Genomic DNA, 25,269 nt, shown 5'->3' on the forward strand with positions numbered 1-25,269 from the left:
AGGCGAGCCGCAAAGAGAGGAGTAGTGCGCGGGCATCGCCTCGCCCCCGCGCTCGTTCCCGACCGTTCCCAGCGCTCCCCGGAAGGAGCCCCATGACCGCCCAGATCCTCGACGGCAAGGCCACCGCGAAGGCCATCAAGGCAGAACTCGCCGAGCGCGTCGCCGCCCTCGTCGCTGCCGGCCACCCGCAGCCGGGCCTCGCCACCGTCCTCGTCGGCGAGGACCCGGGCAGCGCGGCCTATGTGCGCGGCAAGCACCGCGACAGCGCCCAGATCGGCCTGAACTCGATCCAGCGCCACCTGCCCGCGGAGACCACGCAGGAGGAGCTCGAGGCCGTCATCGACGAGCTCAACGCGGATCCCGCCTGCACCGGCTACATCGTCCAGCTGCCGCTGCCGAAGCACCTCGACACCGATGCGATCCTCGAGCGGATCGACCCGGCGAAGGACGCCGACGGCCTGCACCCGATGAACCTCGGTCGCCTCGTGCTGAACGCCTACGGCCCGATCACGACGCCGCTGCCCTGCACGCCGCGCGCCGTCGTCGAGCTGCTGCTCCGCCACGACCTGGACCTCAAGGGCAAGGACGTCGTGGTGATCGGTCGAGGCGTGACCGTGGGTCGCTCCATCGGCGCGCTGCTGACCCGCCGCGAGATCAACGCGACCGTGACGCTCACCCACACCGGCACCGCCGACCTCTCCGACCACCTCAAGCGGGCGGACGTCATCGTCGCCGCGGCGGGTGTCGCCCACCTGGTGCGGCCCGAGGACGTCAAGCCCGGCGCGATCGTGCTCGACGTCGGCGTCTCCCGCCAGGAGGACCCGGACGGCGGGAAGGCCACCCTGGTGGGCGATGTCGACCCGGCCGTCGCCGAGGTCGCCTCGTGGATCTCCCCGAACCCGGGCGGCGTCGGCCCCATGACCCGCGCGCTGCTGGTGCAGAACGTGGTGGAGATGGCGGAACTCGCCGCCGGACTCGACCGCACCGCCTGAGCGGGGCCTCCCGGGGCGTCGGGCGGCGCTGACATACTGGCGACCATGACTCTCACCCTCGCCACCGTCAACGTCAACGGCCTGCGCGCCGCCGCCCGCAAGGGGATGGCCGACTGGCTCGCCGCCACCGCCGCGGACGTGATCACCCTGCAGGAGGTGCGGGCGCCCGACGAGCTGCTCGCCGATCTGATGGGGGAGGGGTGGTCCATCGTCGGCGAGGCCTCCGAGCTCAAGGGCCGCGCCGGTGTCGCGATCGCCGCCCGCATCTCCCTCGAGCGCATCGACCTCGAGGGGGTGCGCCGCGGTCTGCCGGGGCTCACCGAGCCCACCCACACCGGCCGCTGGCTCGAGGCGGACCTCGAGGACCCGCTCGGCGACGGGACGGACCTCACCGTCATCTCCTGCTATATGCACTCCGGCAGCGTCGACAAGCCGCAGACCATGACCGACAAGTACGAGTTCCTCGACGTCACGATGCAGCGGCTCGAGGAGCTGCGCGCCGACGGCCGCCACGTGGTGCTCACCGGCGACCTCAACATCGCCCACGCCAACAACGACATCAAGAACTGGAAGGGCAACCTGAAGTCCGCCGGCTTCCTGCCCGAGGAGCGGGCCTACCTCGACCGGCTCCTCGTCGAGGGGGACTGGGTCGACGTGCAGCGCCGCCTCGCCGGGGACGTCCCCGGCCCGTACACCTGGTGGTCCCAGCGCGGCCAGGCCTTCGACAACGACTCCGGCTGGCGCATCGACTACCAGCTCACCACCCCGGCGCTCGGTGATCGGGTCACCGCGGTACAGGTCGACCGCGCCCCCAGCTACGACACCCGCTGGTCCGATCACGCACCGCTCGTGGCCGTCTACGCCTGAGCGGGGGCACCGGGCGGGGTCGCGGTCGGAGGCCGTGGGCCCCGCCCTTCGTGTTCGCCAGCCCGTCTCGGACCGGCGGGGCGGGGCCTAGCCTGTGCCCATGGAGACCCGCACCCTGTCCCTGCCCGACGCCGAGATCGTCCACGATGTGCACGGCCCGCTCCCTCCGGCCGACGGTGGGGAGGTGCTGCTGGTCATCGGCCAGCCCATGACCGCCGACGGCTTCGCCGACCTCATCGCGGAGCTGGGCGACCGCACCGTCGTCGCCTACGACCCGCGGGGCCTCGGCCGCAGCACCCGCAGTGACGGCAGCGCGCTGAACGATCCGCGGCGGCAGGCCGAGGACCTGCACGCCCTGATCGCGGAACTGGGCGGTCCCGTCGAGATGTTCGCCAGCAGCGGCGGGGCGGTGACCGCCCTCGCGCTGCTCGCCGCGCATCCGGAGGACCTCACCCGCATCGTCGCCCATGAGCCGCCCGTGTTGGGGGTCCTGCCCGATGCGGAGTTCGCCGAGCGCGCGAACGAGGCCGTCGGCCGGGCCTACCAGGAACGCGGCTGGGGCGCGGGCTTCGCCGCCTTCATCGCGCTCGGCAGCTGGCAGGGCGAGTTCTCGGAAGAGTACCTCGCCCGGCCCCTGCCCGAGCCGGCGCAGTTCGGGCTGCCGGGCGCCGACGACGGCACGCGCGAGGATCCGCTGCTGTCCGGCGCGAGTGCCCCCGTGACCGCCTTCGAGCCCGATCTCGAGGCGCTGCGCGCCGCCGGGGAGCGGCTCGTCCTCGCCGTCGGGGAGCAGACGGGTGAGGCGCTGACCGCCCGATCCACCCGCGCGCTCGCCGCCCGGCTCGGCCTCGAGCCGGTTACTTTCCCCGGGGACCACGGCGGCTTCGCCATCGGAAACCCCGCCGAGCCCGGTGATCCCGCCGCCTTCGCGGCCCGCCTCCGCGAGGTGCTCGCCACCGGCCGGGACTGAGCGCGACCGACACGACGAGGCCCCTCCGCCAGGGCGGAGGGGCCTCGTCGGCTCCCGGGGGAGCCTGATCGTTCAGGCGGTCAGATGCGACCGCGGATCACGGCCTGCTTCACCTCGGCGATGGCCTGGGTGACCTGGATGCCGCGGGGGCACGCCTCGGAGCAGTTGAACGTGGTGCGGCAGCGCCACACGCCGTCCTTCGAGTTGAGGATCTCCAGGCGCTGTTCGCCGGCGTCGTCGCGCGAGTCGAAGATGAAGCGGTGGGCGTTGACGATCGCGGCGGGGCCGAAGTACTGCCCGTTGGTCCAGAACACGGGGCACGAGGAGGTGCACGCCGCGCACAGGATGCACTTGGTGGTGTCGTCGAAGCGCTCGCGCTCCTCGGCGGACTGCAGCCGCTCGCGGCTGGGCTCCTGCCCCTTCGCCACGAGGAACGGCATGATCTCCTTGTAGGAGTCGAAGAACGGCTCCATGTCGACGATCAGGTCCTTCTCGACGGGCAGGCCCTTGATCGGCTCGACCGTGATCGGCTTGGTGACGTCGAGGTCCTTGAGCAGGGTCTTGCAGGCGAGGCGGTTGCGGCCGTTGATCCGCATCGCGTCCGAGCCGCACACGCCGTGGGCGCAGGAGCGGCGGAAGGACACCGAGCCGTCCTGGTGCCACTTGATGTCGTGGAGGGCGTCGAGCACGCGGTCGGTGCCGTGGGCGGTGACCGTGAACTCCTCCCAGCGCGCCTCGGCGTCGGTGTCCGGATCGAAGCGCGCGATGCGCAGGGTCACCTGGAACGAGGGGATCGCCCCGGCCTCGGCCTGGGGCTTCTCAGCGACGGCAGTCATCAGAACGTGCGCTCCTTCGGCTCGTAGCGGGTGATCACGACGGGCTTGGTGCCCAGACGGATCGAGGTGCCCTCCTCGCCCTCCTCACCCGGCAGGGTGCGGTAGGCCATGGTGTGCTCGAGGAAGTTCACGTCGTCGCGCGTCGCGTAGTCCTCGCGGAAGTGGCCGCCGCGCGACTCGCGGCGGTTGAGCGCCCCGAGGGCGACGATCTCCGCGAGATCCAGCAGGAAGCCGAGCTCGACGGCCTCCATCAGGTCCAGGTTGTAGCGGCGCCCCTTGTCCTGGATCGCGACGGAGGCGTAGCGCTCCTTGAGGACCTTGATGTCGGCGAGGGCCTGGCGGCAGGTCTCGTCGGTGCGGAACACCTGGACGTTGAGGTCCATGGACTCCTGCAGGTCCGCCCGGATGTTGGCGATGCGGTCCTCGGTCGCCGGGCGGTCGCGCAGGCGCTGCAGCAGCTCGACGGTCGGGACCTCGGCCTGCTCGGGCAGCTCCGCCAGCTCGACGGTCGCGGCGTGCTCCGCGGCGGCGATGCCCGCGCGGCGGCCGAACACGTTGATGTCCAGCAGCGAGTTGGTGCCCAGGCGGTTGCCGCCGTGCACGGAGACGCAGGCGGTCTCGCCGGCCGCGTACAGGCCGGGGATCACGTCGGTCGCGTTGGCGAGCACCTCGCCCTGGATGTTGGTGGGGATGCCGCCCATGCCGTAGTGCGCGGTCGGGTAGACCGGGACCGGCTCGGTGTACGGCTCGACGCCCAGGTACGTGCGGGCGAACTCGGTGATGTCCGGGAGCTTGGCATCGATGTGCGCGGGCTCGAGGTGGGTGAGGTCCAGGAGGACGTAGTCCTTCTTCGGGCCGCAGCCGCGGCCCTCGCGCACCTCGTTGGCCATCGCGCGCGCCACGACGTCGCGCGGCGCGAGGTCCTTCAGCGTCGGGGCGTAGCGCTCCATGAAGCGCTCCATGTCGCTGTTGCGCAGGATCGCGCCCTCGCCGCGGGCCGCCTCCGACAGGAGGATGCCGAGGCCCGCGAGACCGGTCGGGTGGAACTGGAAGAACTCCATGTCCTCGAGCGGGATGCCGCGGCGGAAGGCCATCGCGGGACCGTCACCGGTGAGGGTGTGGGCGTTCGAGGTGGTCTTGAAGATCTTGCCGAAGCCGCCCGAGGCGAACACCACCGACTTCGCGCGGAACACGTGGATCTCGCCGGTGGCCAGCTCGTAGGTGACCACGCCCGCGGCGCGCACGCCCTCGTCGGAGCGGGGGTCGCCGGTCATCAGCACATCGAGCACGTAGTACTCGTTGAAGAACTCCACCTGCTGCTTCACGCAGTTCTGGTAGAGGGTCTGCAGGATCATGTGACCGGTGCGGTCCGCGGCGTAGCAGGCGCGACGCACGGGCGCCTCGCCGTGCTCGCGGGTATGCCCGCCGAAGCGCCGCTGGTCGATGCGGCCCTCGGGGGTGCGGTTGAAGGGCAGGCCCATCTTCTCCAGGTCGAGCACCGCGTCGATGGCCTCCTTGGCCATCACCTCGGCGGCGTCCTGATCCACCAGGTAGTCGCCGCCCTTGACGGTGTCGTAGGTGTGCCACTCCCAGTTGTCCTCCTCGACGTTGGCGAGGGCGGCGCACATGCCGCCCTGGGCCGCGCCGGTGTGGGACCGGGTGGGGTACAGCTTGGTGACGACCGCGGTGCGAGCGCGCTTGGAGGACTCCAGGGCGGCGCGCATGCCGGCGCCGCCGGCGCCGACGATCACCACGTCATAGGTGTGGGTCTGCATGTCGAGGGACAGCTCCGTTCCGAGTCGGGTGGAGGGGGAGGACGAGGGCCGGGTTCAGCGGGCGGGGATCAGGCCCCGCACACCGCCGGCAGCAGGCTCGGCTCCGCGCCCGCCGGGCACGGGTCGAAGGTGAAGATCACGAGCGTGCCGAGCACGATCGTCACCACGACGGCGAGGAGCAGCAGGCCCTTGAGGACCAGCCGCGCCCGGTCGCCGCGGGCGTAGTCGTTGATGATCGTGCGCACGCCGTTGCCGCCATGGATCAGACCCAGCCAGAGCATCAGCAGATCCCAGATCTGCCAGAACGGGTTCGCCCACTTGCCGGCGACGAAGGCGAAGTCGATGCCTTTGACGCCGAGGCCCAGCCACAGGTTCACGAAGAGGTGGCCGAACACGAGGATCACCAGCAGCACGCCGGAGGCGCGCATGAACAGCCACGAGAGCATCTCGAAGTTGATGCCGCGCTGGCCGGTGCGCCGATACCGGGTGGTGGGGTCGGGCAGCGGGGGGAGGGAGGTGTCGGTGGTCGTCATCGCTCAGGCTCCGAACATGTGCATGAGATGGCGGGGGAGGAAGCCGGCCATGAGCACGACCCACAGCACGACGACGCCCCAGAAGAGGCCGCGCTGGTGCTTGGTGCCCTTCGACCAGAAGTCGACCAGGATGATGCGCAGGCCGTTGAGCGCGTGGAAGACGACCGCGCCGACGAGGCCGATCTCGCCGAGACCGAAGACGACCGTCTTGTAGTGGCCGATCACCTCGTTGTAGGCCTCGGGAGAGACGCGCACCAGGGCGGTGTCCAGCACGTGCACCAGGAGGAACAGGAAGATGAGCATCCCGGAGATGCGGTGAGCGACCCAGGACCACATGCCCTCGCGACCGCGATAGAGCGTCCCGGTTTGGGCTGATGCCACGGAGTTCCTCCAGAAGCGACGGGGGGAGGCCGGGCGCGGTACGTCACGGCGACTGTTTCACGACGCTGCGACAGATCATCGCCCCCGACGGGGACCCGGCCAGCGTAGCACCATGACGTGCAGGTTCTGTGCCAGAAGGGGTGTCCCGGGGCGCGTCGCCGAGTAGCCCTCGGAGAGGGGCCCGAGAGGGGTCCGGGGCCGCGGATATGCTGGTCCGCATGCCCTCGGCCCCTTTCGTCCCGGTGATCCCCGCGGGCGGTTCCGGCAAAAGACTGTGGCCGCTCTCACGGAGAGCTCGCCCCAAGTTCCTGCTGGACCTCACCGGCAGGGGCTCCTCCCTGCTGCAGCAGACCCTCGATCGCCTCGCCCCGCTCGCCGATCACCCGCCGGTCGTCGTGACCGGGACGGCCCATGCCGCCGAAGTGCGCGCCCAGCTCGACGCCGCGGGGCACGCGAGCACCCGGATCCTCGCCGAGCCCTCGCCCCGCAACTCCATGCCCGCGATCGCGCTCGCCGCCGCCGTGATCGAGCGGGAGCATCCCGACGCTGTCCTCGGCTCCTTCGCCGCCGACCACCTGATCGAGGATCAGGAGGCCTTCACCGCGGCCGTCGCGATCGCGCGCAAGGCCGCGGAGCTGGGGTTCCTGGTGACCCTCGGGATCTCGCCGACGGGGCCCGAGACCGGATTCGGCTACATCCAGGAGGCGGACCCCGGCGCCGAGGGCGCCGCCGCCCGGGCGCTGCGCGATCTCGGCGCCCGCCCTGTCGCCCGCTTCGTCGAGAAGCCCGACCGGGAGACGGCCGAGGGTTTCCTCGCCGAAGGCGGCTTCTCCTGGAACGCGGGGATGTTCGTGGTGCGCGCCCGGGTGATGCTCGACGAGCTCGCCGTCCGGATGCCCCCGCTCGCCGCCGGGGTGCGGGAGCTCGCCGCGATGCTCGGCACCCCCGGGGAGAGGGCGGCTCTCGACCGCCTCTGGCCGACGCTCACCGCGATCGCCATCGACCACGCGCTCGCCGAGCCGCTCGCCGCCGCGGGCCGGGTCGCCGTGGTGCCGGCCGCCTTCGGCTGGGACGACGTGGGCGACTTCGCCGTGCTTGCCCGGCAGCTGCGGGCGACGGGCAGGTCGGCGGCGGGGACGGGGACGGTGACTCGCGAGGGCGCGGACGGCTCCGATGTCCAGGTTCTGGGCGGGGCACGGGTCGATGCCGTCTCCTCCCGGGCGACGGTGTACGGTGCCACGGATCGTCACGTCGCCCTCGTCGGGCTCGACGGGATCAGCATCGTCGACACCGACGACGTCCTGCTGGTGCTCGCCGACGAGCACGCGCAGGATCTCGCCCGCCTCGTCGCGGGTCTCGACGGGGCCGACGCGGAGCGGTTGCGCTGAGGCGTCCCCGGGAGCCGGCGCCGGGGACCTGCACCGACCCTCGTGCCGGAGCCGGCGCGGACCGGCCGGCCGCGGAGCCGTGGTGACGGAGCAGGACGACCAGAGTGACCAGTCGGATCAGGGCGCACAGCCGGGAGGGTGCAGCGGTGGAGCAGACGCAGCAGCAGCGGACGGACGTGGCGGGAACGCCCCGGATCCTCGGCCCCGGCGGCCTGATCGCCCGCACCGTCGCCGAGCGCTCCGACCTGATGCGGGCGGTCCGCCGCCACCTGCACCGCCATCCCGAGCTGTCCCATGCGGAGCACCGGACCACCGACTACGTAGTCGAGCACCTCGAGGGCCTCGGTCTCTCACCCGTGCGCATGGCCGGCACCGGCGCGATCTGCGACATCCCCGGCAGCGATCCCACGCTCCCGCTGATCGCGCTGCGCGCCGACATGGACGCGCTCGGCATCCCCGAGCTGACCACCGTCTCGTACCGCTCCGTCGTCGAGGGCGTCTCCCACGCCTGCGGGCACGACGTGCACATGAGCGCGGTGCTCGGCGCCGCCGGCGCCCTGGTGCGCGTCGCGGAGGAGGGTGCGCTGCGCCGCGGCGTGCGCCTGGTCTTCCAGCCCTCCGAGGAGCGCCACCCCTGCGGGGCGCTGGACCTCATCGGCGAGGGCGTGCTCGACGGCGTCGACTCGATCCTCGCCCTGCACTGCGATCCGGGCGTGGACGTGGGCCACATCGGGCTGAAGACCGGTCCCATCACCTCGGCCACCGATCCCGTGGCGATCCAGGTACGCGGCGCGGGCGGGCACACCTCCCGGCCGCACCTCACCCAGGACCTGGTCTACGCCCTCGGCTCGATCGCGACCCAGCTCCCCGCCGCGCTCAGCCGCCGCATGGACCCCCGCTCCGGGGTGAACCTCACCTGGGGCAGCATCCACGCCGGCTCCGCCTTCAACGCGATCCCCTCCAGCGGCAGCCTCGAGGGCACGCTGCGCTGCCTCGACCACGACGCCTGGGACCAGGCCGAGGAGCTCCTCGAGGAGGTGCTCGCCGACCTGGTGCGCCCCTGGGGCGTCGAGGCCCGCGTGACCCACGACCGCGGCGTGCCGCCCGTCTCGAACTCCGCCTCCTCGGTCGCGGTGCTCTCGGCGGCCGTCACCGGGGTACTCGGGGCGGACCGCCTCGACCCCACCGCGCAGTCCCTCGGCGGCGAGGACTTCGCCTGGTACCTCGAGAAGGTGCCCGGCGCCCTCGCCCGGCTCGGCACCCGCACCCCGGGCGGCCGCACCTTCGACCTGCACATGGGCGATCTGATGATCGACGAGCGGGCGATCGACTACGGCGCGGCGGTGCTCGCGAGCGCTTGCGTGCAAAGGGACCCCGTCGGCCCCTGATCCTCGGCTGGTCCCCGATTGATCTCCCGACCGATCCCCGACTGGTCCCCGACTGATCTCCCGACCGATCCCCCCACTGAGCGCCGGGAACCCGGCCCGCCGGCCCCGCCCGGTTCACCCGGGCGCCACCTCCGCGTCGATTTCATAACGGTTCTCGCACGGGGCCTCGACCCGGCCTCGCCGCGAGCTCCTGGCGGCTAAGGTCCGAGGCGTCTGCGACAGCGCTGTCGCCGCACGCGATCCCACTCGGCCCACCCGGCCTCGCCCACCGTTCCGGAGGAATCCCATGAAGACCACCTCTCGCGCGTTCGCCCTCGCGGGCATCGCGGCCCTCGCGCTCGCCTCCTGCGGCACCCCGCCCGAGGAGACCGCCGGCGGCGGCAGCGACGCCGGCGGCGCCTCGACCGACTACAAGGCCTGCATGGTCTCCGACTCCGGCGGCTGGGACGACAAGTCCTTCAACGAGTCCAGCCACACCGGCCTGCTCAACGCCGAGGAGAAGCTCGGCATCGAGACGCAGGAGGCGGAGTCCACGACCGACTCCGACTTCGCCCCGAACATCAACAACATGGTGACCGAGGGCTGCGACCTGATCATCACCGTCGGCTTCCTCCTCGCCCCCGCGACCGGCGCCGCCGCACAGGCCAACGAGGGCACCGACTTCGCGATCGTCGACTCCACCGCCCAGGACGCCGACGGCAACCCGATCGAGCTCGGCAATGTCAAGCCGCTCGAGTTCGACACCGCCCAGGCCGCCTTCCTCGCGGGCTACCTCGCTGCCGGCATGACCGAGACCGGCAAGGTCGCGACCTACGGCGGCATGGACATCCCCACCGTCACGATCTTCATGGACGGCTACGTCGACGGCGTCGCGCACTACAACGAGACCCATGGCACCGAGGTCGAGGTGCTCGGCTGGAACAAGCAGACCCAGACCGGCTCGATCGTCGGCACCTTCGAGGACCAGTCCAAGGGCAAGGCCGTCTCGGACGAGTTCTACAGCGCCGGTGCCGACATCGTCATGCCGGTCGCCGGCCCGGTCGGCGCGGGCACCCTCGCCTCCGCCAAGGAGGGCGAGGACCGCATGGTGATCTGGGTCGACGCCGACGGCTTCGAGACCAACGCCGCCGATCCCGAGGCGCAGGGCACCATCCTCACCTCCGTCATGAAGGAGATGACCGTCGCGGTCGAGGACGTCATCACCGGTGCGGCCGGCGGCGAGTTCGACGCCACCCCGTACGTCGGCACCCTCGAGAACGGCGGCGTCGGACTGGCGCCCTTCCACGAGTTCGAGGATGATGTCCCGGCCGAGCTGGTGACCGAGCTCGAGACGCTCAAGCAGGAGATCATCGACGGTACCGTCGTGGTCGAGTCCGAGGCGTCCCCCGCGGGGGCCTGACCCTCGGAACCGCCCGCGGTCCCCGTCCCGGATCGGGACGGGGACCGCGTTCCCTGTCACAGACCCTCCGCTCCGAGATCCGGGGAGGAGCCGACGGAAGCGAGTGCCGTGAAGCTCGAACTGCGCGGGATCACGAAGACCTTCGGGTCCTTCGTGGCCAACGACTCCATCGACCTCGTCGTCGAACCGGGGGAGATCCACTCCCTGCTGGGCGAGAATGGTGCTGGCAAGTCGACGCTCATGAACGTGCTCTACGGGCTCTACCGCCCCGACGGCGGGCAGATCCTCCTGGACGACGCCCCCGTCGCCTTCGCCGATCCGGGCGAGGCGATGGCCGCCGGCATCGGCATGGTCCACCAGCACTTCATGCTCGTGCCGGTGTTCACCGTGGCCGAGAACCTGGTGCTCGGCCACGAGCCCACCCGCGGCGGGCTGCTCGACCTCCCCGCGGCCCGCCGGATGGTCCGCGAGATCTCCGCCCGCTTCGGCTTCGACCTCGACCCCGACGCGCTGGTCGAGGACCTCCCCGTCGGCGCGCAGCAGCGGGTCGAGATCATCAAGGCGCTCAGCCGCCACGCCGAGATCCTCGTGCTCGACGAGCCCACCGCCGTGCTCACCCCGCACGAGACCGACGAGCTGATGACGATCATGCGCCAGCTCCGCGACGAGGGCACCTCGATCGTCTTCATCACCCACAAGCTCCGCGAGGTCAAGGCCGTCTCCGACCGGATCACCGTGATCCGCCGCGGGAAGGTCGTCGGCGAGGCGGATCCCTCCGCCGACCAGGCCGACCTCGCCTCCCTCATGGTCGGCCGACAGGTCTCCCTCGCGCAGGAGAAGGCCCCGGCGGCCCCCGGCGAGGTCGCGCTCGAGGTCGAAGACCTCCGCGTCACCGACGAGACCGGCACCCGCACCCTCGACGGGGTGAGCTTCGCGGTGCGCCACGGCGAGGTGCTCGGCATCGCGGGCGTGCAGGGCAACGGCCAGACGGAGCTCTCCGAGGCGCTGCTGGGTCTGCAGGACGCGGTGCACGGCTCGGCGCGCCTCGAGGGCGTCGAGCTGGTAGGCCGCTCCACCAAGCAGATCCTCGACTCCGGCGTCGGCTTCGTCCCCGAGGACCGCACCCACGACGCGCTCGTCGCCGACTTCACGGTCGCCGAGAACCTGGTGCTGGACCAGCACGACCGCGCCCCCTTCGGCAGCTCCGTGGCGATGTCCCTCCGGGCCATCGCGGAGAACGCGAAGCGGCTCATCCCCGAGTTCGACATCCGCACGGGATCGGCGACCGCCGCGGCGTCCACCCTCTCCGGCGGCAACCAGCAGAAGATCGTCATGGCCCGGGCGCTCAACCGCGAGCTGTCCCTCCTGATCGCCTCCCAGCCCACCCGCGGCGTGGACGTCGGCTCGATCGAGTTCCTGCACCGCCGCATCCTCGACGAGCGGGACAGGGGCACGCCCGTCGTCATCGTCTCGACCGAGCTCGACGAGGTCACCCAGCTCGCCGATCGCATCGCCGTGATGTACCGCGGGAGGATCCTCGGGATCGTGCCCGGCGACGAGGACCGCGACGTGCTGGGCCTGATGATGGCCGGATACACCGCGGAGGCGGCCCGGGAGGCCGTGGCCGCGGGGGCCCGCACCGCCGACAGCCGCCTGGCCGACGAACTCGCCGACGAAGGAGACCTCGCATGACCACGCCCTCCGTGAGCGGCACCGCACCCGGCGTGGGCGGCAGCGTCGCCGACGCCCCACCGCCTCCCGCCGAGGACGCTGAGAGCGCCCTCGCCCGGACGCTGCAGAGCCTCGCCCGCAGCGATCTGCTGGTGGTGGTGATGGCCTTCGTCTTCGCCTTCTTGATCGGCTCGGTGCTGATCGTCATCGCCGACGAGGACGTCCGCGCGACCTTCGGCTACTTCTTCGCCCGCCCCGGGGACGCCGTGGTCGCGGTCTGGCAGTCCGTCACCCAGGCGTACGGCGCCATGTTCCGCGGCGCCGTCTTCGATGCACCCGGCGCGGCGCGGGCGGCGGAGTCCGTGCGCGAGGCCGGTGGCTCCGGCACCTACGTGCTGCTGCCCGCGCTCACCGCCGGGCTGCGCCCCCTCACCGAGACCCTCACCATCGCGACGCCGCTGATCATCGCCGCGGCCGGGATGGCGGTCAGCTTCCGCGCCGGGCTGTTCAACATCGGCGGCACCGGCCAGCTGATCGTCGGCGCGATGGCCGCGGGGTACATCGGCTTCGCCCTCGACCTGCCCGGGGTCGTGCACCTGCTGCTCGCCCTGCTCGTCGGGGTGATCGCCGGCGGGCTGTGGGGCGGGATCGCCGGCTTCCTCAAGGCGCGCTTCGGCGCCAACGAGGTCATCAGCACCATCATGCTGAACTGGATCGCGACCTACCTGCTGGCCTTCGCTCTGAAGACCGCGGCCTTCACCGGTGCGAACCAGTCCCAGCCGACCTCCCCGTCGGTGGGGGAGAACGCCCAGCTCCCGCTGCTGCTCGGCACCGGATTCCGCCTGCACGCGGGACTGTTCCTCGCGGCCGGCGCCGTGGTGCTGCTGTGGTGGCTGATGAGCCGCTCGACGCTCGGCTTCCACTTCCGCGCCGTCGGCTCGAACCCGCGCGCCGCACGGTTCGCGGGCATCTCGACCTCCCGCACCGCATTCCTGACCCTCGCCGTCGCCGGCGGACTCGTCGGCCTCGCGGGCGCCGTGCACGTGCTCGGCACCGAGCGGCGCCTCACCGAGGGCGTCGCCGGCAACATCGGCTTCGACGCGATCACAGTCGCCCTGCTGGGTCGCTCCGGCCCCGTCGGGATCGCCCTGGCGGGCCTGCTCTTCGCGGGCCTGTCCACCGGCGGCCGCTTCATGGAGACGAACCAGGGCGTCCCCCTGGACCTGGTCTCCGTGATTCAGGTGCTCGTGGTGCTCTTCATCGCGGCTCCGCCGCTCGTCCGCACCCTGATCGGTCTGCGGCACGTGGACCACCCCGGGGCGTCGGCCCGCGTGCGACGTGCCCTTCGCGCCCGCACGGCGGCCGTCCCCGCCACCGTCGACGCGAGCGGCGCCGCCCCCGTCGGTGGGCACCGTGCCGAAGACCCGGTCGACCCCCGCGCCGCCTCCGACGGCGGCCCAGCCTCCGACGGCGACGACCCGACCGGCGGCGTCACCCCCTCCGGCGGAGGCGGCGACGCGCCGTCGGCCGGACCCGCCCCCGCGCCCGAGCGCGGTGCGGACCCCACCGATGCGCAGGAGGACGCGTGATGAGCACCGCACCCGTGATCGTCGCCGACGACTCCGTCGTCGAGAAGCCGCAGGACGAGACCCGTTCCTCCAGCTGGTGGCACCTGCCCGCGAGCCTGACCGTGCTGGGGCTGATCGCGCTGATCCTCTTCGGGCTGCGCGGTCTCCCCGGCACCGAGTCGACCTTCGCCCTGGCCCGCGAGACGGACCTGAACCCGCTGGGTCTCGTGCCCGAGCGCATCACCGTCCCCTCCCAGCTCGCCGCGATCCTCCTCGCCGTCCTGGCGCTCGCCGCCTCCGCGGGCCTGTGGGCGCTCCAGGCGCTGCGTGCCCGCCCGCCGCGGGCACTGCGCCTCACCCTCATCGCCGTGTTCGCCGTGGCCTGGGTGCTGGCGTTCATGACCTGGGTGATCTCGGAGCGGTCCCTCGACGTCACGACGCTGCTGCAGAGCACCATCGTCCTGGCGGTCCCGCTCGCCTTCGGCGCCCTCTCCGGCGTGCTCTCCGAGCGGGCCGGCGTCATCAACATCGCCATCGAGGGGCAGCTGCTCTTCGGGGCCTTCGGGGCGACCCTCGTCGGCTCCCTCACCGGCAACGTGTGGGCCGGCCTGATCGCCGCCCCGCTCGTGGCCCTGCTGATGGGCGCGCTGCTCGCCCTCTTCGCCGTCGGCTATCACGTCCAGCAGATCATCGTGGGCGTGGTCCTCAACGTCCTCGCCCTCGGCGTGACCTCGTTCTTCTTCGGCACCGTCATGCGTGACAACCCCGGGACCTTCAACGCCGCGCTGCGTCTGCCCGTGCTGCGCATCCCGCTGCTCGCGGACATCCCCGTGATCGGTCGCGTGCTCTTCGAGCAGAACATCCTGGTCTACCTGATGTGGGTCATCGTCGCGCTGCTCACCGTGGCCCTCTTCCGCACCCGCTGGGGCCTGCGGGTCCGCGCCGTCGGCGAGCACCCCAAGGCCGCGGACACCGTGGGCATCCCCGTGAACCTCACCCGCTGGAAGAACGTCCTGCTGGGCGCCGCGGTCGCCGGCCTCGGCGGGGCGACCCTCACCATCGGCACAGGCGTCGCCTTCGGCGAGGACATGAGCGCGGGCAAGGGCTACATCGCCCTCGCCGCCATGATCCTCGGCCGGTACCACCCCGTCGGTGCGCTCCTCGCGGCCCTCACCTTCGCCTTCGCCGACTCGCTGCAGCTGCGCCTGGGCACGATGACCGCCGCCGAGGGCGGGGTCTCGATCCCCGGCGACTTCCTGCTCATGCTCCCGTACGTGGTCGCGCTGTTCGCGGTCGCGGGCGTGGTGGGCCGCGTGCGGGTCCCCGCCGCCGACGGCGAGCCGTACATCAAGCAGTGACCCTGATGAGCGCCGCAGGTGAGAGCATCGGGGACATGACCAGCGCACAGCCCCCGGCGGACGACGAGTTCGCGACCCTGCTCGAGACCGCCCGAGCGATCGCCGAGCGCGCCTACACCCCCTACTCGCACTATCGGGTGGGTGCCGCCGCGCTCACCGAGGACGGTCGGCTCGTGCGCGGCTGCAACGTCGAGAACGCCGGTTACGGCGTCACCCTCTGCGCCGAGTGCGGTCTGATCAGCGAGCTGATCGCGGGCGGCGGCGGGAAGCTGGCGCGCTTCGTGTGCGTCGGCGGCGACGAGCACCTCGCCCGCGAGGAGCGCCCGGTCGTCATGCCCTGCGGTCGCTGCCGCCAGCTGATCTCCGAGCACGCGGGCCGGGATCTCGTGATCCTCACCCCCGAGGGCCGCCGGAGCATGGACGAGGTGCTCCCTCAGGCATTCGGCCCCGCCGACCTCGCCCCCTGACCCTCCCGAGGAGGAGCCCATGACCCCGACCACCCCCGCCCTCGCCGTCGAGCCCTTCGACGCCGTCGACGTGATCCGCGCCAAGCGCGACCGGCAGCGGCTGAGCCCCGAGCAGATCGACTGGGTGATCGACGCGTACACCCGCGGCGTGGTCGCCGAGGAGCAGATGGCCGCCCTCGCCATGGCCGTGTTCCTCAACGGCATGGAGCGCGAGGAGATCTCCCGCTGGACCGCCGCGATGATCGCGAGCGGCGAGCGGATGGACTTCTCCGCCCTCGCCAAGCCCACCACCGACAAGCACTCCACCGGCGGGGTGGGGGACAAGATCACCCTGCCGCTCGCCCCGCTGGTCGCCTCGTTCGGGGTCGCGGTGCCGCAGCTGTCCGGGCGCGGGCTCGGACACACCGGTGGCACCCTCGACAAGCTCGAGGCGATCCCCGGCTGGCGCGCCTCCCTCACGGGCGACGAGATGATGCGCCAGCTCGCGGAGGTCGGCGCCGTGATCTGCGCGGCGGGCTCGGGCCTCGCCCCCGCGGACAAGAAGCTCTACGCGCTGCGGGACGTCACCGGGACCGTCGAAGCGATCCCGCTGATCGCCAGCTCGATCATGTCCAAGAAGATCGCCGAGGGCACCGCCGCCCTGACCCTCGACGTGAAGACCGGTGCCGGCGCCTTCATGCGGGACGAGGCCGACGCCCGCGAGCTCGCCCGCACCATGGTCGACCTCGGCACCGACGCGGGCGTGCGCACCGTCGCGCTGCTCACCGATATGTCCGCGCCGCTGGGTCGCACCGCCGGCAACGGGCTCGAGGTGCGCGAGTCCCTCGAGGTGCTCGCCGGCGGCGGCCCGGCCGACGTCGTCGAGCTGACCGTGGCGCTGGCCCGCGAGATGCTCGAGGCCGCCGGAGTGCGGGACCCCGACGTCGAGGCCGCCCTCCGGGACGGCCGCGCCATGGACTCCTGGCGCGCGATGATCACCGCCCAGGGCGGGGACGTGGACGCCCCGCTGCCGACGGCGCGGCACGTCGAGGAGCTGCGCGCCGCCGAGGACGGCGTGGTCACGGGCCTCGACGCGATGGGCGTTGGCGTCGCCGCCTGGCGCCTCGGCGCCGGCCGCTCGCGCCCCGGCGAGGCCGTGCAGGCCGCCGCGGGCGTCGAGATCGAGAAGCACCTCGGCGACGAGGTGCGGGCCGGGGACGTGCTGGCCCGTCTGCACACCGACACCCCGGAACGGGTGGGCCGGGCGCTCGAGGCGATCGAGGGTTCCTGGACCCTCGCCGCCCCCGGCACCGTGCTCCCGGCGCGACGGATCGTGCTGGACCGCATCGCCTGACCTCGGGCGCGCGCGGTGCTCCTCAGCCGCGGGCGGTGCGGGCGGCGCTGTCGAGAAGAGCCGGGACGATGTGCTCGGTCATGAGCGGTGCGAGGCGGACGCCCGCCTCCGACTCCGCCAGCGGGAACCAGCGGTGGTCGGCGAGCTCGGCCCGCACGGTGAGCGGCTCCGGCAGCGCCTGCCGACACACGAAGACCGTCGAACGCACGCGCGTTCCCGGCTCGTTCGCCGCGACCGCCTCGAAGTCGCCGAGCAGCTCCAGCCCGGCAGGGTCCAGGACGACCCCGAGCTCCTCGCCGACCTCGCGCACGGCCGCCTCGAGCGCACTCTCGGCCGGCTCGAGCTTGCCTCCCACCTGCATGTAGGAGCCGGTGCCGCGTTTGCGCACCGCGAGGATCTCCTCGCCCCGGGCGCCCTCGCGGAGGAAGGCGACGGCGGTGATGCGCAGCAGCGTCCCGGCGTCGGCGGCTTGGCGCTGGCAGCGTTCTGCGGCGGTGAGGGCGGCGAGAAGGCGCAGCAACTGCGTTCCCCGGCGCAGCCCCACCGGGCGCATGCCCGCGGCGCGCCAGCCGGCGATGTCCGCGTGCTGCTCACGGGCCAGGGCGACGCCGCGCCGCAGCAGCGTCAGCGGCGGCTTGCGCCCCTCACGGAGGTCCCGGGCGAGGCGCAGCGCGAAGACCACCGGGGTGGGGCGATGCAGGACGATCGCATCGGCCAGCAGCCCCATCTCGCGCAGGGGGCGGACCAGCTCGGCCGCGAAGATGCCCTCGGCGATGATCAGCTCGGCGTCGCCCGCCGCGAGGGATGTCGTGCCGGTGCGGCGCGAGAGGGGGATCGAGTACTCGGGAACGTCCGCCACGCCGTCATGGGCGAGGGCCGTGAGCGCCTCGAGCGCCGCTCCCGCGTTCCAGGAGGCGGGATCGTCCCAGTCCACGATGCCGAAGCGGCGGGGGAGTCCGGGATCGTCGTGGTCGCGGTAGAAGTCGTCGAGCGGCACCGTGGGCAGTCCCGCCCGGCGCGCCATGACCCCCTTGCCGCTGCCCGAGGGGCCAGCGACGAGGACGATGCGGCGCGGCGGACGGGGCGGGGCGGAGGGGCCGGTCATGAGCCAGAAGTCTACGGGCCCGCCGACGGTGTCGACGGGCCCGTAGGCGGGAGTGACCGGCTCAGGCGAAGGTCAGCACGACCTTGCTCGAGCCGCGTCCGGCGGCGGCCGTGAAGGCCGCCTCGGCGTCCTCGAGGGCGAACTCGTCGCTGATCACCTGCTCGGCGACCTCGCTGCGGGCGAGCAGTTCGACGGCGTCCTCGATCTCGGTCACGAAGCGGTAGGTCCCGCGGTACTCGAGCTCCTTGGAGACGATCGGGCCGAGGGTCACGCTGACCGGGGTGGGCGGCAGGTTCCCGACCTGCACCACGGTCGCGGCGCGGGCGATGTGGCGCAGGATGCCGTCGAGGGAGGCGGGCGCACCGGAGGCCTCGAAGGCCACGGAGATCCCGGGATCCATCCCGTCGGTGGTGTCACCGGCCAGGTCCGCGCCGAGGGCGAGGGCCCGCTCCCGGGCGGTCTCGGAGAGGTCGACGGCGGTGATGTGCGCCGCGCCGGCATCGCGGGCGGCGAGGATCACCAGCAGGCCGACGGGCCCGCAGCCGGAGACGAGCACGTGCTTCCCGGCCACGTCCCCCGCGCGGCGGACGGCGTGCATCGCGACGCCGAGCGGCTCGGCGAGCACGGCGCGGCGGATGCTCAGCCCGGCCGGCAGCGGGACGATCTGGTCCGCGTCGACCAGGAGCGACTGCGCGAAGCCGCCGTCGGAGTGGGGGTCCTGGGCGGCGGAGCCGAAGTAGGTGAGATCGGGGTGGAGGTTCTCGCGCCCCTCGAGGCCTGCCGGAAGGGGCGAGTGGGTGCGGGCCGGGTGCACGGTGACGCCCTGGCCCACCTCGAGCCCCGCGACGTCCGCGCCGAGCGCGGTGATCCGGCCGGAGATCTCGTGGCCCAGCACGAAGGGGCGCTGCATGACGGCGGTGCCGGAGACGCCGCTCCTCCAGTAGGCGAGGTCGGAGCCGCAGATGCCGCCGAACTCGACGGCGAGCCGCACCTGCCCGGGGCCGGGGGCGCTCTCCTCGCGGTCGACCAGGCGGAGCTCGCCGGGGGCGTGGATCTCGAGGGCGCGCATGGGAGGATTGTCCCATGACCGCTCTCGAGAACGCCCAGCTGGCCCAGCTCATCGACCACACCCTGCTCAAGCCTGAGGCGACCCGCGCCGACGTCGACGCGCTAGCCCGCGAGGCCGAGCAGCTCGGCACCTACTCGATCTGCGTCTCGCCCTCGATGCTCCCGGTCGAGACCACCGTGAAGGTCGCGACCGTGTGCGGTTTCCCGTCCGGACAGCACTCCCCCGCGATCAAGGCCGCCGAGGCCGCGGACTCCGCCGCGAAGGGCGCCGACGAGATCGACATGGTCCTGAACGTCGGCCTCGCCCGGGCCGGCGCGTTCGACGCCGTCGAGGCCGAGATCCGCGCCGTGCGCGAGGCGGCGCCCGCGCCGGTCGTGCTCAAGGTGATCATCGAGTCCGCCGCCCTGACCGACGAGCAGATCGTCGGCGTGTGCCGGGCCGCCGAGGCCGCTGGCGCCGACTTCGTGAAGACCTCCACCGGATTCCACCCCGCGGGCGGCGCGAGCGAGCACGCGGTGCGGCTCATGCGCGAGACCGTCGGCGACCGCCTGGGCGTCAAGGCCTCCGGCGGGATCCGCACCCGCGAGGCGGCCGAGGCGATGGTCGCCGCGGGCGCGAGCCGGCTCGGCCTGTCGTCCTCGAAGGCCATCCTCGAGGGCGGCACCGGCACCGGGTACTGAGCAGGGCGCGGGCCGGTCGGCGGGGGCCGCCGGCCGGTCCGCGAGCAGGACCCGCGCGTCGAGGGGGCGCCCGGGGCAGGGGACCACGAGGGGGAACGTGATGACCGACCACCGCCGACCGACCGCGCTGGCGCGCAGGCGGCTCCTCGCCGCCGCGATCACCGGCGCGCTCGTGCTCGCCCAGCTGCTGCTGGGCGCCGTGAGCCCCGCCGGGGCCTGCGCATGCGGGGCGTTCATCGATCCTGCGGACCAGCGCACCGGCGCGAACGTGCTCCGCGAGACGGCGATCCTGTCCCTCGAGGACGGCGTCGAGACGATCATCATGGGGCTCGCCCTCGACGGCACCCGCACCGGCTCGACGCTCCTCCTGCCCACGCCCGCCGTGCCCGAGGTGAGCACCGCCTCCTCCGGCACGCTGCGCGAGATGCAGGCCGCGACCGCGCCGCGGAAGGAGGTCGAGCACGACCTGTGGGGCGGCAACCCGTTCCTCGCCGGTGAGGGCGCACCGGGCGGCGGCGCGCCGACGGGCGGCACCGGCGTGACCGTCCACGAGCAGTCCCGGGTCGGCGACTACGAGGTCGCCGTGCTCGAGGGCGGGGCCGACGGCGTGCGCACCTGGCTCGCCGGGAACGGGTATGAGCTCGCCCCCGCCGTCTCCGGTCTGCTCGACCCGTACGCAGAGGAGGGCTGGGTGTTCACCGCGGTGCGCTATGCGGCCGATGCCGAGCTGCGCGGCGAGATCGAGCCCCTCCGGGTCGACTTCCCGAGCGATGAGCTGATCTACCCGATGCGCCTCTCCCAGGCGGCGACGCAGCGCCAGGACCTCTCGCTGTTCGTCCTCTCCGACGAGCCGATGGGGCGCACCGACGCCTCCGCAGCCGGGCAGCGCGTCGAGCGGCCGTGGATCGCGGACCCCGCCTGGGAGGGATGGGTGTGGAGCGACGAGACGCTGCGGGAGCTGACCGGTGCGGCGGCCGCGGAGGCGAGCGACGGCCTGGAGGATCCGAGCCGGCATCGGATCGTCACCGAGTTCGTGATCTCCGGCGATCCCGAGTCCTTCACGGAGGACTTCGTCTTCGCCCCCGATCCACAGGCCGACTACGTCGTGCCCACCTACACCGTCACCGAGACCATCACCGTCGCGGGGATCCCCGTCGGCTGGCTGCTGGTGGCCGCCGGCGTCGTCACCGCGCTCGCCCTCGGCGTCGCGGCCGCGTCTCTGGCCTCAGCCCGCCGGGCGCGGCGGCGCGCACGAGGCTGAGCGTCGCCGCGCCCGCCCCGGAGTCCGGGACGGACGCGAGACCTGGTCAGGCGCCGGTGAGCGCCCGGCGCATGTCCTGCCGGATCTGCTCGAGATGCTCGGCGGCGCGGCGGCGCACCGCGCCGAGCGCGGCGTCGTCGGCCCCCGCGGGGACCTCCTCGTGCACCTCGAGATAGGCCTTCAGCTTCGGTTCTGTGCCGGAGGGGCGGACGATCACGCGCGCGTCGTCGGCCGTGGCGAGCAGCACCCCGTCGGTCGGCGGCAGACCGGTGCGCTCGAGGGAGCCGTCCGCGAGGTCCTGCACCGAGGCGACGTCGGATCCCGCGAGGATCGACGGCGGCGCGGACCGCAACCGCGCCATCATCACGTCCCGCTCGGACAGCTCGGTGACCCGCAGGGACAGCTGCGCGGTCGCGAACAGGCCGTGCTCGCGGGCGAGCTCGTCGAGGCGGCCGATCAGCGTGGTGCCCTCGGCGCGGGCGAGCGCCGCCATCTCGGCGACCATCAGCGCCGCGGAGAGTCCGTCCTTGTCGCGCACCACCTCCGGCAGCACGCAGTAGCCGATCGCCTCCTCGTAGCCGAAGACGATCCCCGGGGCGCGGGCGATCCACTTGAAACCGGTGAGCGTGGTCGCGGCGTCCAGGTCGGAGGCCGTGGCGATCCGTCCGAGCCAGCGGCTGGAGACGACCGAGTTCGCGATCGTCCCCGCGTAGCCGTGGCGGCGGATCAGGTGATCGCCGAGCAGCACGCCGAGCTCGTCGCCCGTGAGCATCCGCCAGTCGCCCCGGTGCGGATCGAAGACCGCGGCGGCGCAGCGGTCTGCATCGGGGTCGTTGGCGATCACGACGTCCGCCTCGAGGGTGCGGGCGAGTTCGAGGGCGAGGTCGATCGCCCCGGGCTCCTCCGGGTTCGGGAAGGCGACGGTGGGGAAGTCCGGGTCCGGATCGGCCTGCTTCGCGACCGGATGCACCTCGGTGAACCCGGTGCGGTGCAGCGCCGCGAGCGCCGTCTCGGTGCCGACCCCGTGCATCGCGGTGTACACGATCCGCACTTCGCGCGGGCTCTCGGGATCCGGGAGCGCGCAGATCGCGGCGAGATAGTCCTCGCGCAGTTCCTCGCCGAGCGCCTCCCAGCCCTCCTCGGCATGGGGGATTCCGCCGACGGGGCCGACGGCGCGGATCCGCGCGGCGATCTGCCCGTCCGAGGGCGGCACGATCTGCACGCCGCGGCCGTCGCTCTCGGCGGCCCGGCCTCCGAGGTAGACCTTGTAGCCGTTGTCCGCAGGGGGATTGTGCGAGGCGGTCACGACGATGCCCGCGTCGGCCGCGAGATGGCGCACCGCGAAGGCGATCAGCGGGGTGGGGCCGTACCGCTCGAGCAGGCGCACCCGGCAGCCCGCCGCGACGAGGATCGCCGCCGAGCGGCGGGCGAAGGCCTCCGATCCGTGACGGGCGTCGAAGCCGATCACCACGAGCGGATCCTCGAGACCGAGATCGCCGAGGAGATGGTCGGCGAGGCCCCGCGCCGCGCGGGCGACCACGGAGTGGTTCATCCGCAGCGGGCCCGGGCCCATGCGGCCCCGGAGCCCGGCGGTGCCGAACTCGAGGTCCCCGGAGAAGGCGTCCTCGAGCTCGTCGATCGCCTCCGCGCGCCCGCCGCGAGCCTGCTCGAGCAGGGAGGCGAGCGCCGCGCGGGTGCCGGGATCCGGATCGTCCTCGAGCCACTCCTCGGCGCGGCGGCGCAACTCCGCGTCGAGCACGGCCGGGGCGTCCGCGTCGCCGGGGGCGGCGCCGGGCATCTGGTTCATGCGCTCGGCCCCTCGACGGGCAGGCGGCGCACCGTCTCGGCGAGCAGACGGGAGATGCGCGGGCCCGCGTCGCGACCGGCCTCGAGCACCTCCTCGTGGCTGAGCGCCTGGGCGCTGATGCCTGCGGCGAGGTTCGTGACCAGCGAGATGCCGAGCACGTCCATGCCGGCCTCGCGGGCGGCGATCGCCTCGAGCGCCGTAGACATGCCCACGAGCGTCGCCCCCATCGTGCGCGCCATCCGCACCTCGGCGGGGGTCTCGTAGGACGGGCCGCGGAACTGCATGTACACGCCCTCGTCGAGGCTCGGATCGACCTCCCGGGCGAGATCGCGCAGAGCCGGGGTGTAGAGGTCGGTGACGTCCACGAAGTTCGCGCCCCGCAGCGGGGAGTCGCCCGTGAAGTTGATCTGGTCGGCGATCAGCACCGGGGTGCCCGGGGCCCAGGACGGGTCGATGCCGCCGCAGCCGTTGGTCAGCACCATCGTGCGCGCCCCTGCCGCGGCCGCGGTGCGGACGCCGTGCACGGTCGCCTCGACACCGGCGCCCTCGTAGTAGTGGGTGCGGGCTCCGAGCACCAGGGCGCGGGCGTCGTTGCCCTCGACCCGGACGGAGCGGAGGGTGCCCACGTGGCCCGCGACGGCCGGGGCGCGGAAGCCGGGGATCGAGGTGGCGTCGGCCTGCCAGACGGTCTCGCCGAGGAGATCGGCCGCGCCCGCCCAGCCGGAACCGAGCACGAGGGCGACGTCATGGGCCGGGACGCCGGAGGCGTCGGCGATCGCGGCGGCCGCGTCCCGGGCGAGCTGATACGGGTCGGTGGTGGCAGTGGCAGCAGTCATGGGCACAAACTAGCGCAGGTCCCCCGAACGGCCCCCTGAGCGGCGCGCATGAACCACAATGTCGAGGGTGAGCGACCCCGGAACCGCCCTCCCGTCCGATCCGCACCGCGTGCCCGTGCAGGGCGATCGCAGCCGGGTGGTGATCCTCGGCGGAGGTCCCGGAGGGTATGAGGCGGCGCTCGTCGCGGCCCGTGCGGGAGCGGAGGTGACCCTGCTCGAGGAGCGGGGCATCGGCGGCGCCGCGGTCCTGACCGATGTCGTGCCGTCGAAGACCCTGATCGCGACGGCCGAGGTGCTCGACCAGGTCGCCGACTCGGCGCGGCTCGGGATCCGCGACGCCGACGACGGCTCCGCGCCGACCGCCGAGACGCTGACCGTCGACCTGGGCGCCGTCAACGAGCGGGTGCGCCGTCTCGCCGCCTCCCAGTCCGCGGACATCACCGCGAGCCTGCGCGCCGCCGGGGTGCGGATCCTGCCGCGGCGCGGGCGCCTCGTGGGACCCGATCGGGTGCAGGCCCTCGACGGCCCTGGCGATGGCGCCGGTGATGGCGCGGTCGTCGAGGAGATCGGGGCCGATGTCGTGCTCCTCGCCGTCGGCGCCCGCCCGCGGGAGCTCGGCGAGGCACCCTGCGACGGGGAGCGGATCCTCAACTGGACCCAGCTCTACGAGCTCGGAGCCCTGCCCGAGCATCTGATCGTGGTCGGCTCCGGGGTGACCGGTGCCGAGTTCGCGAGCGCCTACCGGGCGCTCGGCAGCCGGGTCACCCTCGTCTCCTCCCGCGATCAGGTGCTGCCCGGCACGGACGCCGACGCCGCGGACGTGCTCGAGGATGCCTTCGCCCGCCGCGGGGTCGAGCTGCGCTCCCGCTCTCGCGCCGCGGCCGCCCGCCGCGAGGGGGAGGAGGTCGTGGTCACCCTCACCTCGGGGGAGGAGATCCGCGGCAGCCACGCCCTCATGGCCCTCGGCGGCGTGCCGCGCACGGAGGGGCTCGGCCTCGAGACCGCCGGGGTGCGGCTCCGGTCGAGCGGCCACGTCGAGACGGACCGGGTCTCCCGCACCTCGGTGCGCGGGATCTACGCCGCCGGGGACTGCACGGGCGTGTACCCGCTCGCCTCGGTCGCGGCGATGCAGGGGCGGATCGCGATGCACCACGCCCTCGGCGACGCGGTCAGCCCGCTCGTCGCCGCGCAGGTCTCCTCCGCGATCTTCACCAGCCCCGAGATCGCCGTGGTGGGGGTGAGCGAGGCCGAGGTGGCGTCCGGGGAGGTCGCGGGCGAGGTGCTCGTGCTGGGCCTCGAGACGAACCCGCGCGCGAAGATGCAGGGCGTGGCGGAGGGCTTCGTGAAGCTCGTGGTGCGTCCCGGATCGCACACCGTGCTCGGGGCGGTGGTGGTCGCTCCGCGCGCGAGCGAGCTGATCATGCCCTTCACCCTCGCAGTCGCGCACCGGCTCACCGCCGAACAGGTGGCGGGGACCTTCACGGTGTACCCCTCGCTCACCGGATCCCTGGCCGAGGTCGCCCGCCGCGTGGACGCCGAGGGCTGAGCGCAGAGGCGGAGCCGGGGGCGGGGCGCAGCCACCTGG

The 25,269-nt window shown here is 73.1% G+C and carries 22 protein-coding genes; 14 read left to right on the forward strand and 8 right to left on the reverse strand.

Annotated elements, in window-relative coordinates; translation table 11 throughout:
- The first annotated feature begins 92 nt into the window (after positions 1–92).
- The 3 genes from V1260_RS01860 (at position 93) to V1260_RS01870 (ending at position 2,829) form a co-directional block, all read left to right on the forward strand.
- The gene (locus tag V1260_RS01860) at positions 93–992 is read left to right on the forward strand and encodes a bifunctional methylenetetrahydrofolate dehydrogenase/methenyltetrahydrofolate cyclohydrolase (protein WP_329745094.1); all 900 of its coding nucleotides are present in this window, start codon (positions 93–95) and stop codon (positions 990–992) included.
- 45 nt (positions 993–1,037) lie between these two features.
- Complete coding sequence (locus V1260_RS01865; RefSeq protein ID WP_329745095.1) at positions 1,038–1,859, forward strand: exodeoxyribonuclease III; 822 nt, start codon at positions 1,038–1,040, stop codon at positions 1,857–1,859.
- A 100-nt stretch (positions 1,860–1,959) separates the two neighbouring features.
- Positions 1,960–2,829, forward strand: a complete 870-nt coding sequence (locus tag V1260_RS01870; RefSeq protein ID WP_329745096.1) for an alpha/beta fold hydrolase — start codon at positions 1,960–1,962, stop codon at positions 2,827–2,829.
- Positions 2,830–2,909: 80 nt separating this feature from the next.
- On the opposite strand, the gene V1260_RS01875 is transcribed toward V1260_RS01870, so the two are convergent.
- From V1260_RS01875 to sdhC, 4 genes are all read right to left on the reverse strand, one after another.
- Positions 2,910–3,665, reverse strand: a complete 756-nt coding sequence (locus V1260_RS01875) for a succinate dehydrogenase iron-sulfur subunit (RefSeq protein ID WP_329745097.1) — start codon at positions 3,663–3,665, stop codon at positions 2,910–2,912.
- On the reverse strand, positions 3,665–5,440 hold the full coding sequence (gene sdhA / locus V1260_RS01880) for a succinate dehydrogenase flavoprotein subunit (RefSeq protein ID WP_329745098.1): 1,776 nt from the start codon (positions 5,438–5,440) through the stop codon (positions 3,665–3,667). The genes V1260_RS01875 and sdhA overlap by 1 nt, the downstream gene beginning before the upstream one ends.
- A gap of 68 nt (positions 5,441–5,508) precedes the next feature.
- Positions 5,509–5,973 carry a succinate dehydrogenase hydrophobic membrane anchor subunit gene (locus V1260_RS01885; RefSeq protein WP_329745099.1) on the reverse strand — a complete coding sequence of 155 codons (465 nt, stop codon included), beginning with the start codon at positions 5,971–5,973 and terminating at the stop codon, positions 5,509–5,511.
- A gap of 3 nt (positions 5,974–5,976) precedes the next feature.
- On the reverse strand, positions 5,977–6,354 hold the full coding sequence (sdhC, locus tag V1260_RS01890) for a succinate dehydrogenase, cytochrome b556 subunit (protein ID WP_329745100.1): 378 nt from the start codon (positions 6,352–6,354) through the stop codon (positions 5,977–5,979).
- A 218-nt stretch (positions 6,355–6,572) separates the two neighbouring features.
- Between sdhC and V1260_RS01895 the strand changes: the two genes are divergently transcribed.
- From V1260_RS01895 to V1260_RS01930, 8 genes are all read left to right on the forward strand, one after another.
- Positions 6,573–7,742, forward strand: coding sequence for a mannose-1-phosphate guanylyltransferase (locus V1260_RS01895; protein ID WP_329745101.1), 1,170 nt, complete (start codon positions 6,573–6,575; stop codon positions 7,740–7,742).
- 146 nt (positions 7,743–7,888) lie between these two features.
- Positions 7,889–9,130, forward strand: coding sequence for a M20 family metallopeptidase (locus tag V1260_RS01900; RefSeq protein WP_329745102.1), 1,242 nt, complete (start codon positions 7,889–7,891; stop codon positions 9,128–9,130).
- A gap of 286 nt (positions 9,131–9,416) precedes the next feature.
- On the forward strand, positions 9,417–10,529 hold the full coding sequence (locus V1260_RS01905) for a BMP family lipoprotein (protein WP_329745103.1): 1,113 nt from the start codon (positions 9,417–9,419) through the stop codon (positions 10,527–10,529).
- A 108-nt stretch (positions 10,530–10,637) separates the two neighbouring features.
- Positions 10,638–12,221, forward strand: coding sequence for an ABC transporter ATP-binding protein (locus V1260_RS01910; RefSeq protein WP_329745104.1), 1,584 nt, complete (start codon positions 10,638–10,640; stop codon positions 12,219–12,221).
- Positions 12,218–13,789, forward strand: coding sequence for an ABC transporter permease (locus tag V1260_RS01915; RefSeq protein WP_329745105.1), 1,572 nt, complete (start codon positions 12,218–12,220; stop codon positions 13,787–13,789). Before V1260_RS01910 ends, V1260_RS01915 begins: the two co-directional genes overlap by 4 nt.
- Positions 13,789–15,126, forward strand: a complete 1,338-nt coding sequence (locus V1260_RS01920; protein WP_329745106.1) for an ABC transporter permease — start codon at positions 13,789–13,791, stop codon at positions 15,124–15,126. The genes V1260_RS01915 and V1260_RS01920 overlap by 1 nt, the downstream gene beginning before the upstream one ends.
- A 35-nt stretch (positions 15,127–15,161) precedes the next feature.
- Positions 15,162–15,593 (forward strand): cytidine deaminase, encoded by a 432-nt coding sequence (locus tag V1260_RS01925; protein ID WP_329745107.1) that lies wholly within the window; start codon positions 15,162–15,164, stop codon positions 15,591–15,593.
- Between the two features lie 19 nt (positions 15,594–15,612).
- Positions 15,613–16,926, forward strand: coding sequence for a thymidine phosphorylase (locus tag V1260_RS01930; protein ID WP_329745108.1), 1,314 nt, complete (start codon positions 15,613–15,615; stop codon positions 16,924–16,926).
- Positions 16,927–16,948: 22 nt separating this feature from the next.
- Here V1260_RS01930 and V1260_RS01935 read toward each other — a convergent pair whose 3' ends face one another.
- Together V1260_RS01935 and V1260_RS01940 are read right to left on the reverse strand one after the other, a co-directional pair.
- On the reverse strand, positions 16,949–18,031 hold the full coding sequence (locus V1260_RS01935) for an NUDIX domain-containing protein (protein ID WP_329745109.1): 1,083 nt from the start codon (positions 18,029–18,031) through the stop codon (positions 16,949–16,951).
- A gap of 61 nt (positions 18,032–18,092) precedes the next feature.
- Positions 18,093–19,100 carry an L-idonate 5-dehydrogenase gene (locus V1260_RS01940; protein WP_329745110.1) on the reverse strand — a complete coding sequence of 336 codons (1,008 nt, stop codon included), beginning with the start codon at positions 19,098–19,100 and terminating at the stop codon, positions 18,093–18,095.
- A gap of 14 nt (positions 19,101–19,114) precedes the next feature.
- Here V1260_RS01940 and deoC point away from each other — a divergent pair, with 14 nt between their 5' ends.
- Together deoC and V1260_RS01950 are read left to right on the forward strand one after the other, a co-directional pair.
- A complete protein-coding gene (gene deoC / locus V1260_RS01945) occupies positions 19,115–19,780 on the forward strand; it encodes a deoxyribose-phosphate aldolase (RefSeq protein ID WP_329745111.1) in 666 nt (221 codons plus the stop codon).
- Between the two features lie 100 nt (positions 19,781–19,880).
- Complete coding sequence (locus V1260_RS01950) at positions 19,881–21,041, forward strand: DUF2330 domain-containing protein (protein WP_329745112.1); 1,161 nt, start codon at positions 19,881–19,883, stop codon at positions 21,039–21,041.
- A 46-nt stretch (positions 21,042–21,087) separates the two neighbouring features.
- Here the strand turns inward: V1260_RS01950 and V1260_RS01955 are convergent, their stop codons facing one another.
- A complete protein-coding gene (locus V1260_RS01955) occupies positions 21,088–22,848 on the reverse strand; it encodes a phospho-sugar mutase (RefSeq protein ID WP_329745113.1) in 1,761 nt (586 codons plus the stop codon).
- Complete coding sequence (locus V1260_RS01960; RefSeq protein WP_329745114.1) at positions 22,845–23,684, reverse strand: purine-nucleoside phosphorylase; 840 nt, start codon at positions 23,682–23,684, stop codon at positions 22,845–22,847. Before V1260_RS01960 ends, V1260_RS01955 begins: the two co-directional genes overlap by 4 nt.
- A 67-nt stretch (positions 23,685–23,751) precedes the next feature.
- On the opposite strand from V1260_RS01960, the gene V1260_RS01965 reads away from it, so the two are divergent.
- Positions 23,752–25,230 (forward strand): NAD(P)H-quinone dehydrogenase, encoded by a 1,479-nt coding sequence (locus tag V1260_RS01965; RefSeq protein WP_329745115.1) that lies wholly within the window; start codon positions 23,752–23,754, stop codon positions 25,228–25,230.
- Positions 25,231–25,269 lie beyond the last annotated feature (39 nt).

Source organism: Brachybacterium sp. J144, from assembly GCF_036321705.1.
GTDB lineage: Bacteria > Actinomycetota > Actinomycetes > Actinomycetales > Dermabacteraceae > Brachybacterium.

Bases quoted from the DNA above. Each gene is read 5' to 3' on its own strand.
- V1260_RS01920 (WP_329745106.1), top strand. From the start codon at position 13,789: ATGAGCACCGCACCCGTGATCGTCGCCGACGACTCCGTCGTCGAGAAG.
- V1260_RS01955 (WP_329745113.1), bottom strand. From the start codon at position 22,848: ATGAACCAGATGCCCGGCGCCGCCCCCGGCGACGCGGACGCCCCGGCC.
- V1260_RS01865 (WP_329745095.1), top strand. From the start codon at position 1,038: ATGACTCTCACCCTCGCCACCGTCAACGTCAACGGCCTGCGCGCCGCC.
- V1260_RS01940 (WP_329745110.1), bottom strand. From the start codon at position 19,100: ATGCGCGCCCTCGAGATCCACGCCCCCGGCGAGCTCCGCCTGGTCGAC.
- V1260_RS01860 (WP_329745094.1), top strand. From the start codon at position 93: ATGACCGCCCAGATCCTCGACGGCAAGGCCACCGCGAAGGCCATCAAG.
- V1260_RS01905 (WP_329745103.1), top strand. From the start codon at position 9,417: ATGAAGACCACCTCTCGCGCGTTCGCCCTCGCGGGCATCGCGGCCCTC.
- V1260_RS01875 (WP_329745097.1), bottom strand. From the start codon at position 3,665: ATGACTGCCGTCGCTGAGAAGCCCCAGGCCGAGGCCGGGGCGATCCCC.
- V1260_RS01915 (WP_329745105.1), top strand. From the start codon at position 12,218: ATGACCACGCCCTCCGTGAGCGGCACCGCACCCGGCGTGGGCGGCAGC.
- V1260_RS01925 (WP_329745107.1), top strand. From the start codon at position 15,162: ATGACCAGCGCACAGCCCCCGGCGGACGACGAGTTCGCGACCCTGCTC.
- V1260_RS01870 (WP_329745096.1), top strand. From the start codon at position 1,960: ATGGAGACCCGCACCCTGTCCCTGCCCGACGCCGAGATCGTCCACGAT.
- V1260_RS01885 (WP_329745099.1), bottom strand. From the start codon at position 5,973: ATGACGACCACCGACACCTCCCTCCCCCCGCTGCCCGACCCCACCACC.
- sdhA (WP_329745098.1), bottom strand. From the start codon at position 5,440: ATGCAGACCCACACCTATGACGTGGTGATCGTCGGCGCCGGCGGCGCC.
- V1260_RS01935 (WP_329745109.1), bottom strand. From the start codon at position 18,031: ATGACCGGCCCCTCCGCCCCGCCCCGTCCGCCGCGCCGCATCGTCCTC.
- V1260_RS01895 (WP_329745101.1), top strand. From the start codon at position 6,573: ATGCCCTCGGCCCCTTTCGTCCCGGTGATCCCCGCGGGCGGTTCCGGC.
- V1260_RS01950 (WP_329745112.1), top strand. From the start codon at position 19,881: ATGACCGACCACCGCCGACCGACCGCGCTGGCGCGCAGGCGGCTCCTC.
- V1260_RS01960 (WP_329745114.1), bottom strand. From the start codon at position 23,684: ATGACTGCTGCCACTGCCACCACCGACCCGTATCAGCTCGCCCGGGAC.
- V1260_RS01930 (WP_329745108.1), top strand. From the start codon at position 15,613: ATGACCCCGACCACCCCCGCCCTCGCCGTCGAGCCCTTCGACGCCGTC.
- deoC (WP_329745111.1), top strand. From the start codon at position 19,115: ATGACCGCTCTCGAGAACGCCCAGCTGGCCCAGCTCATCGACCACACC.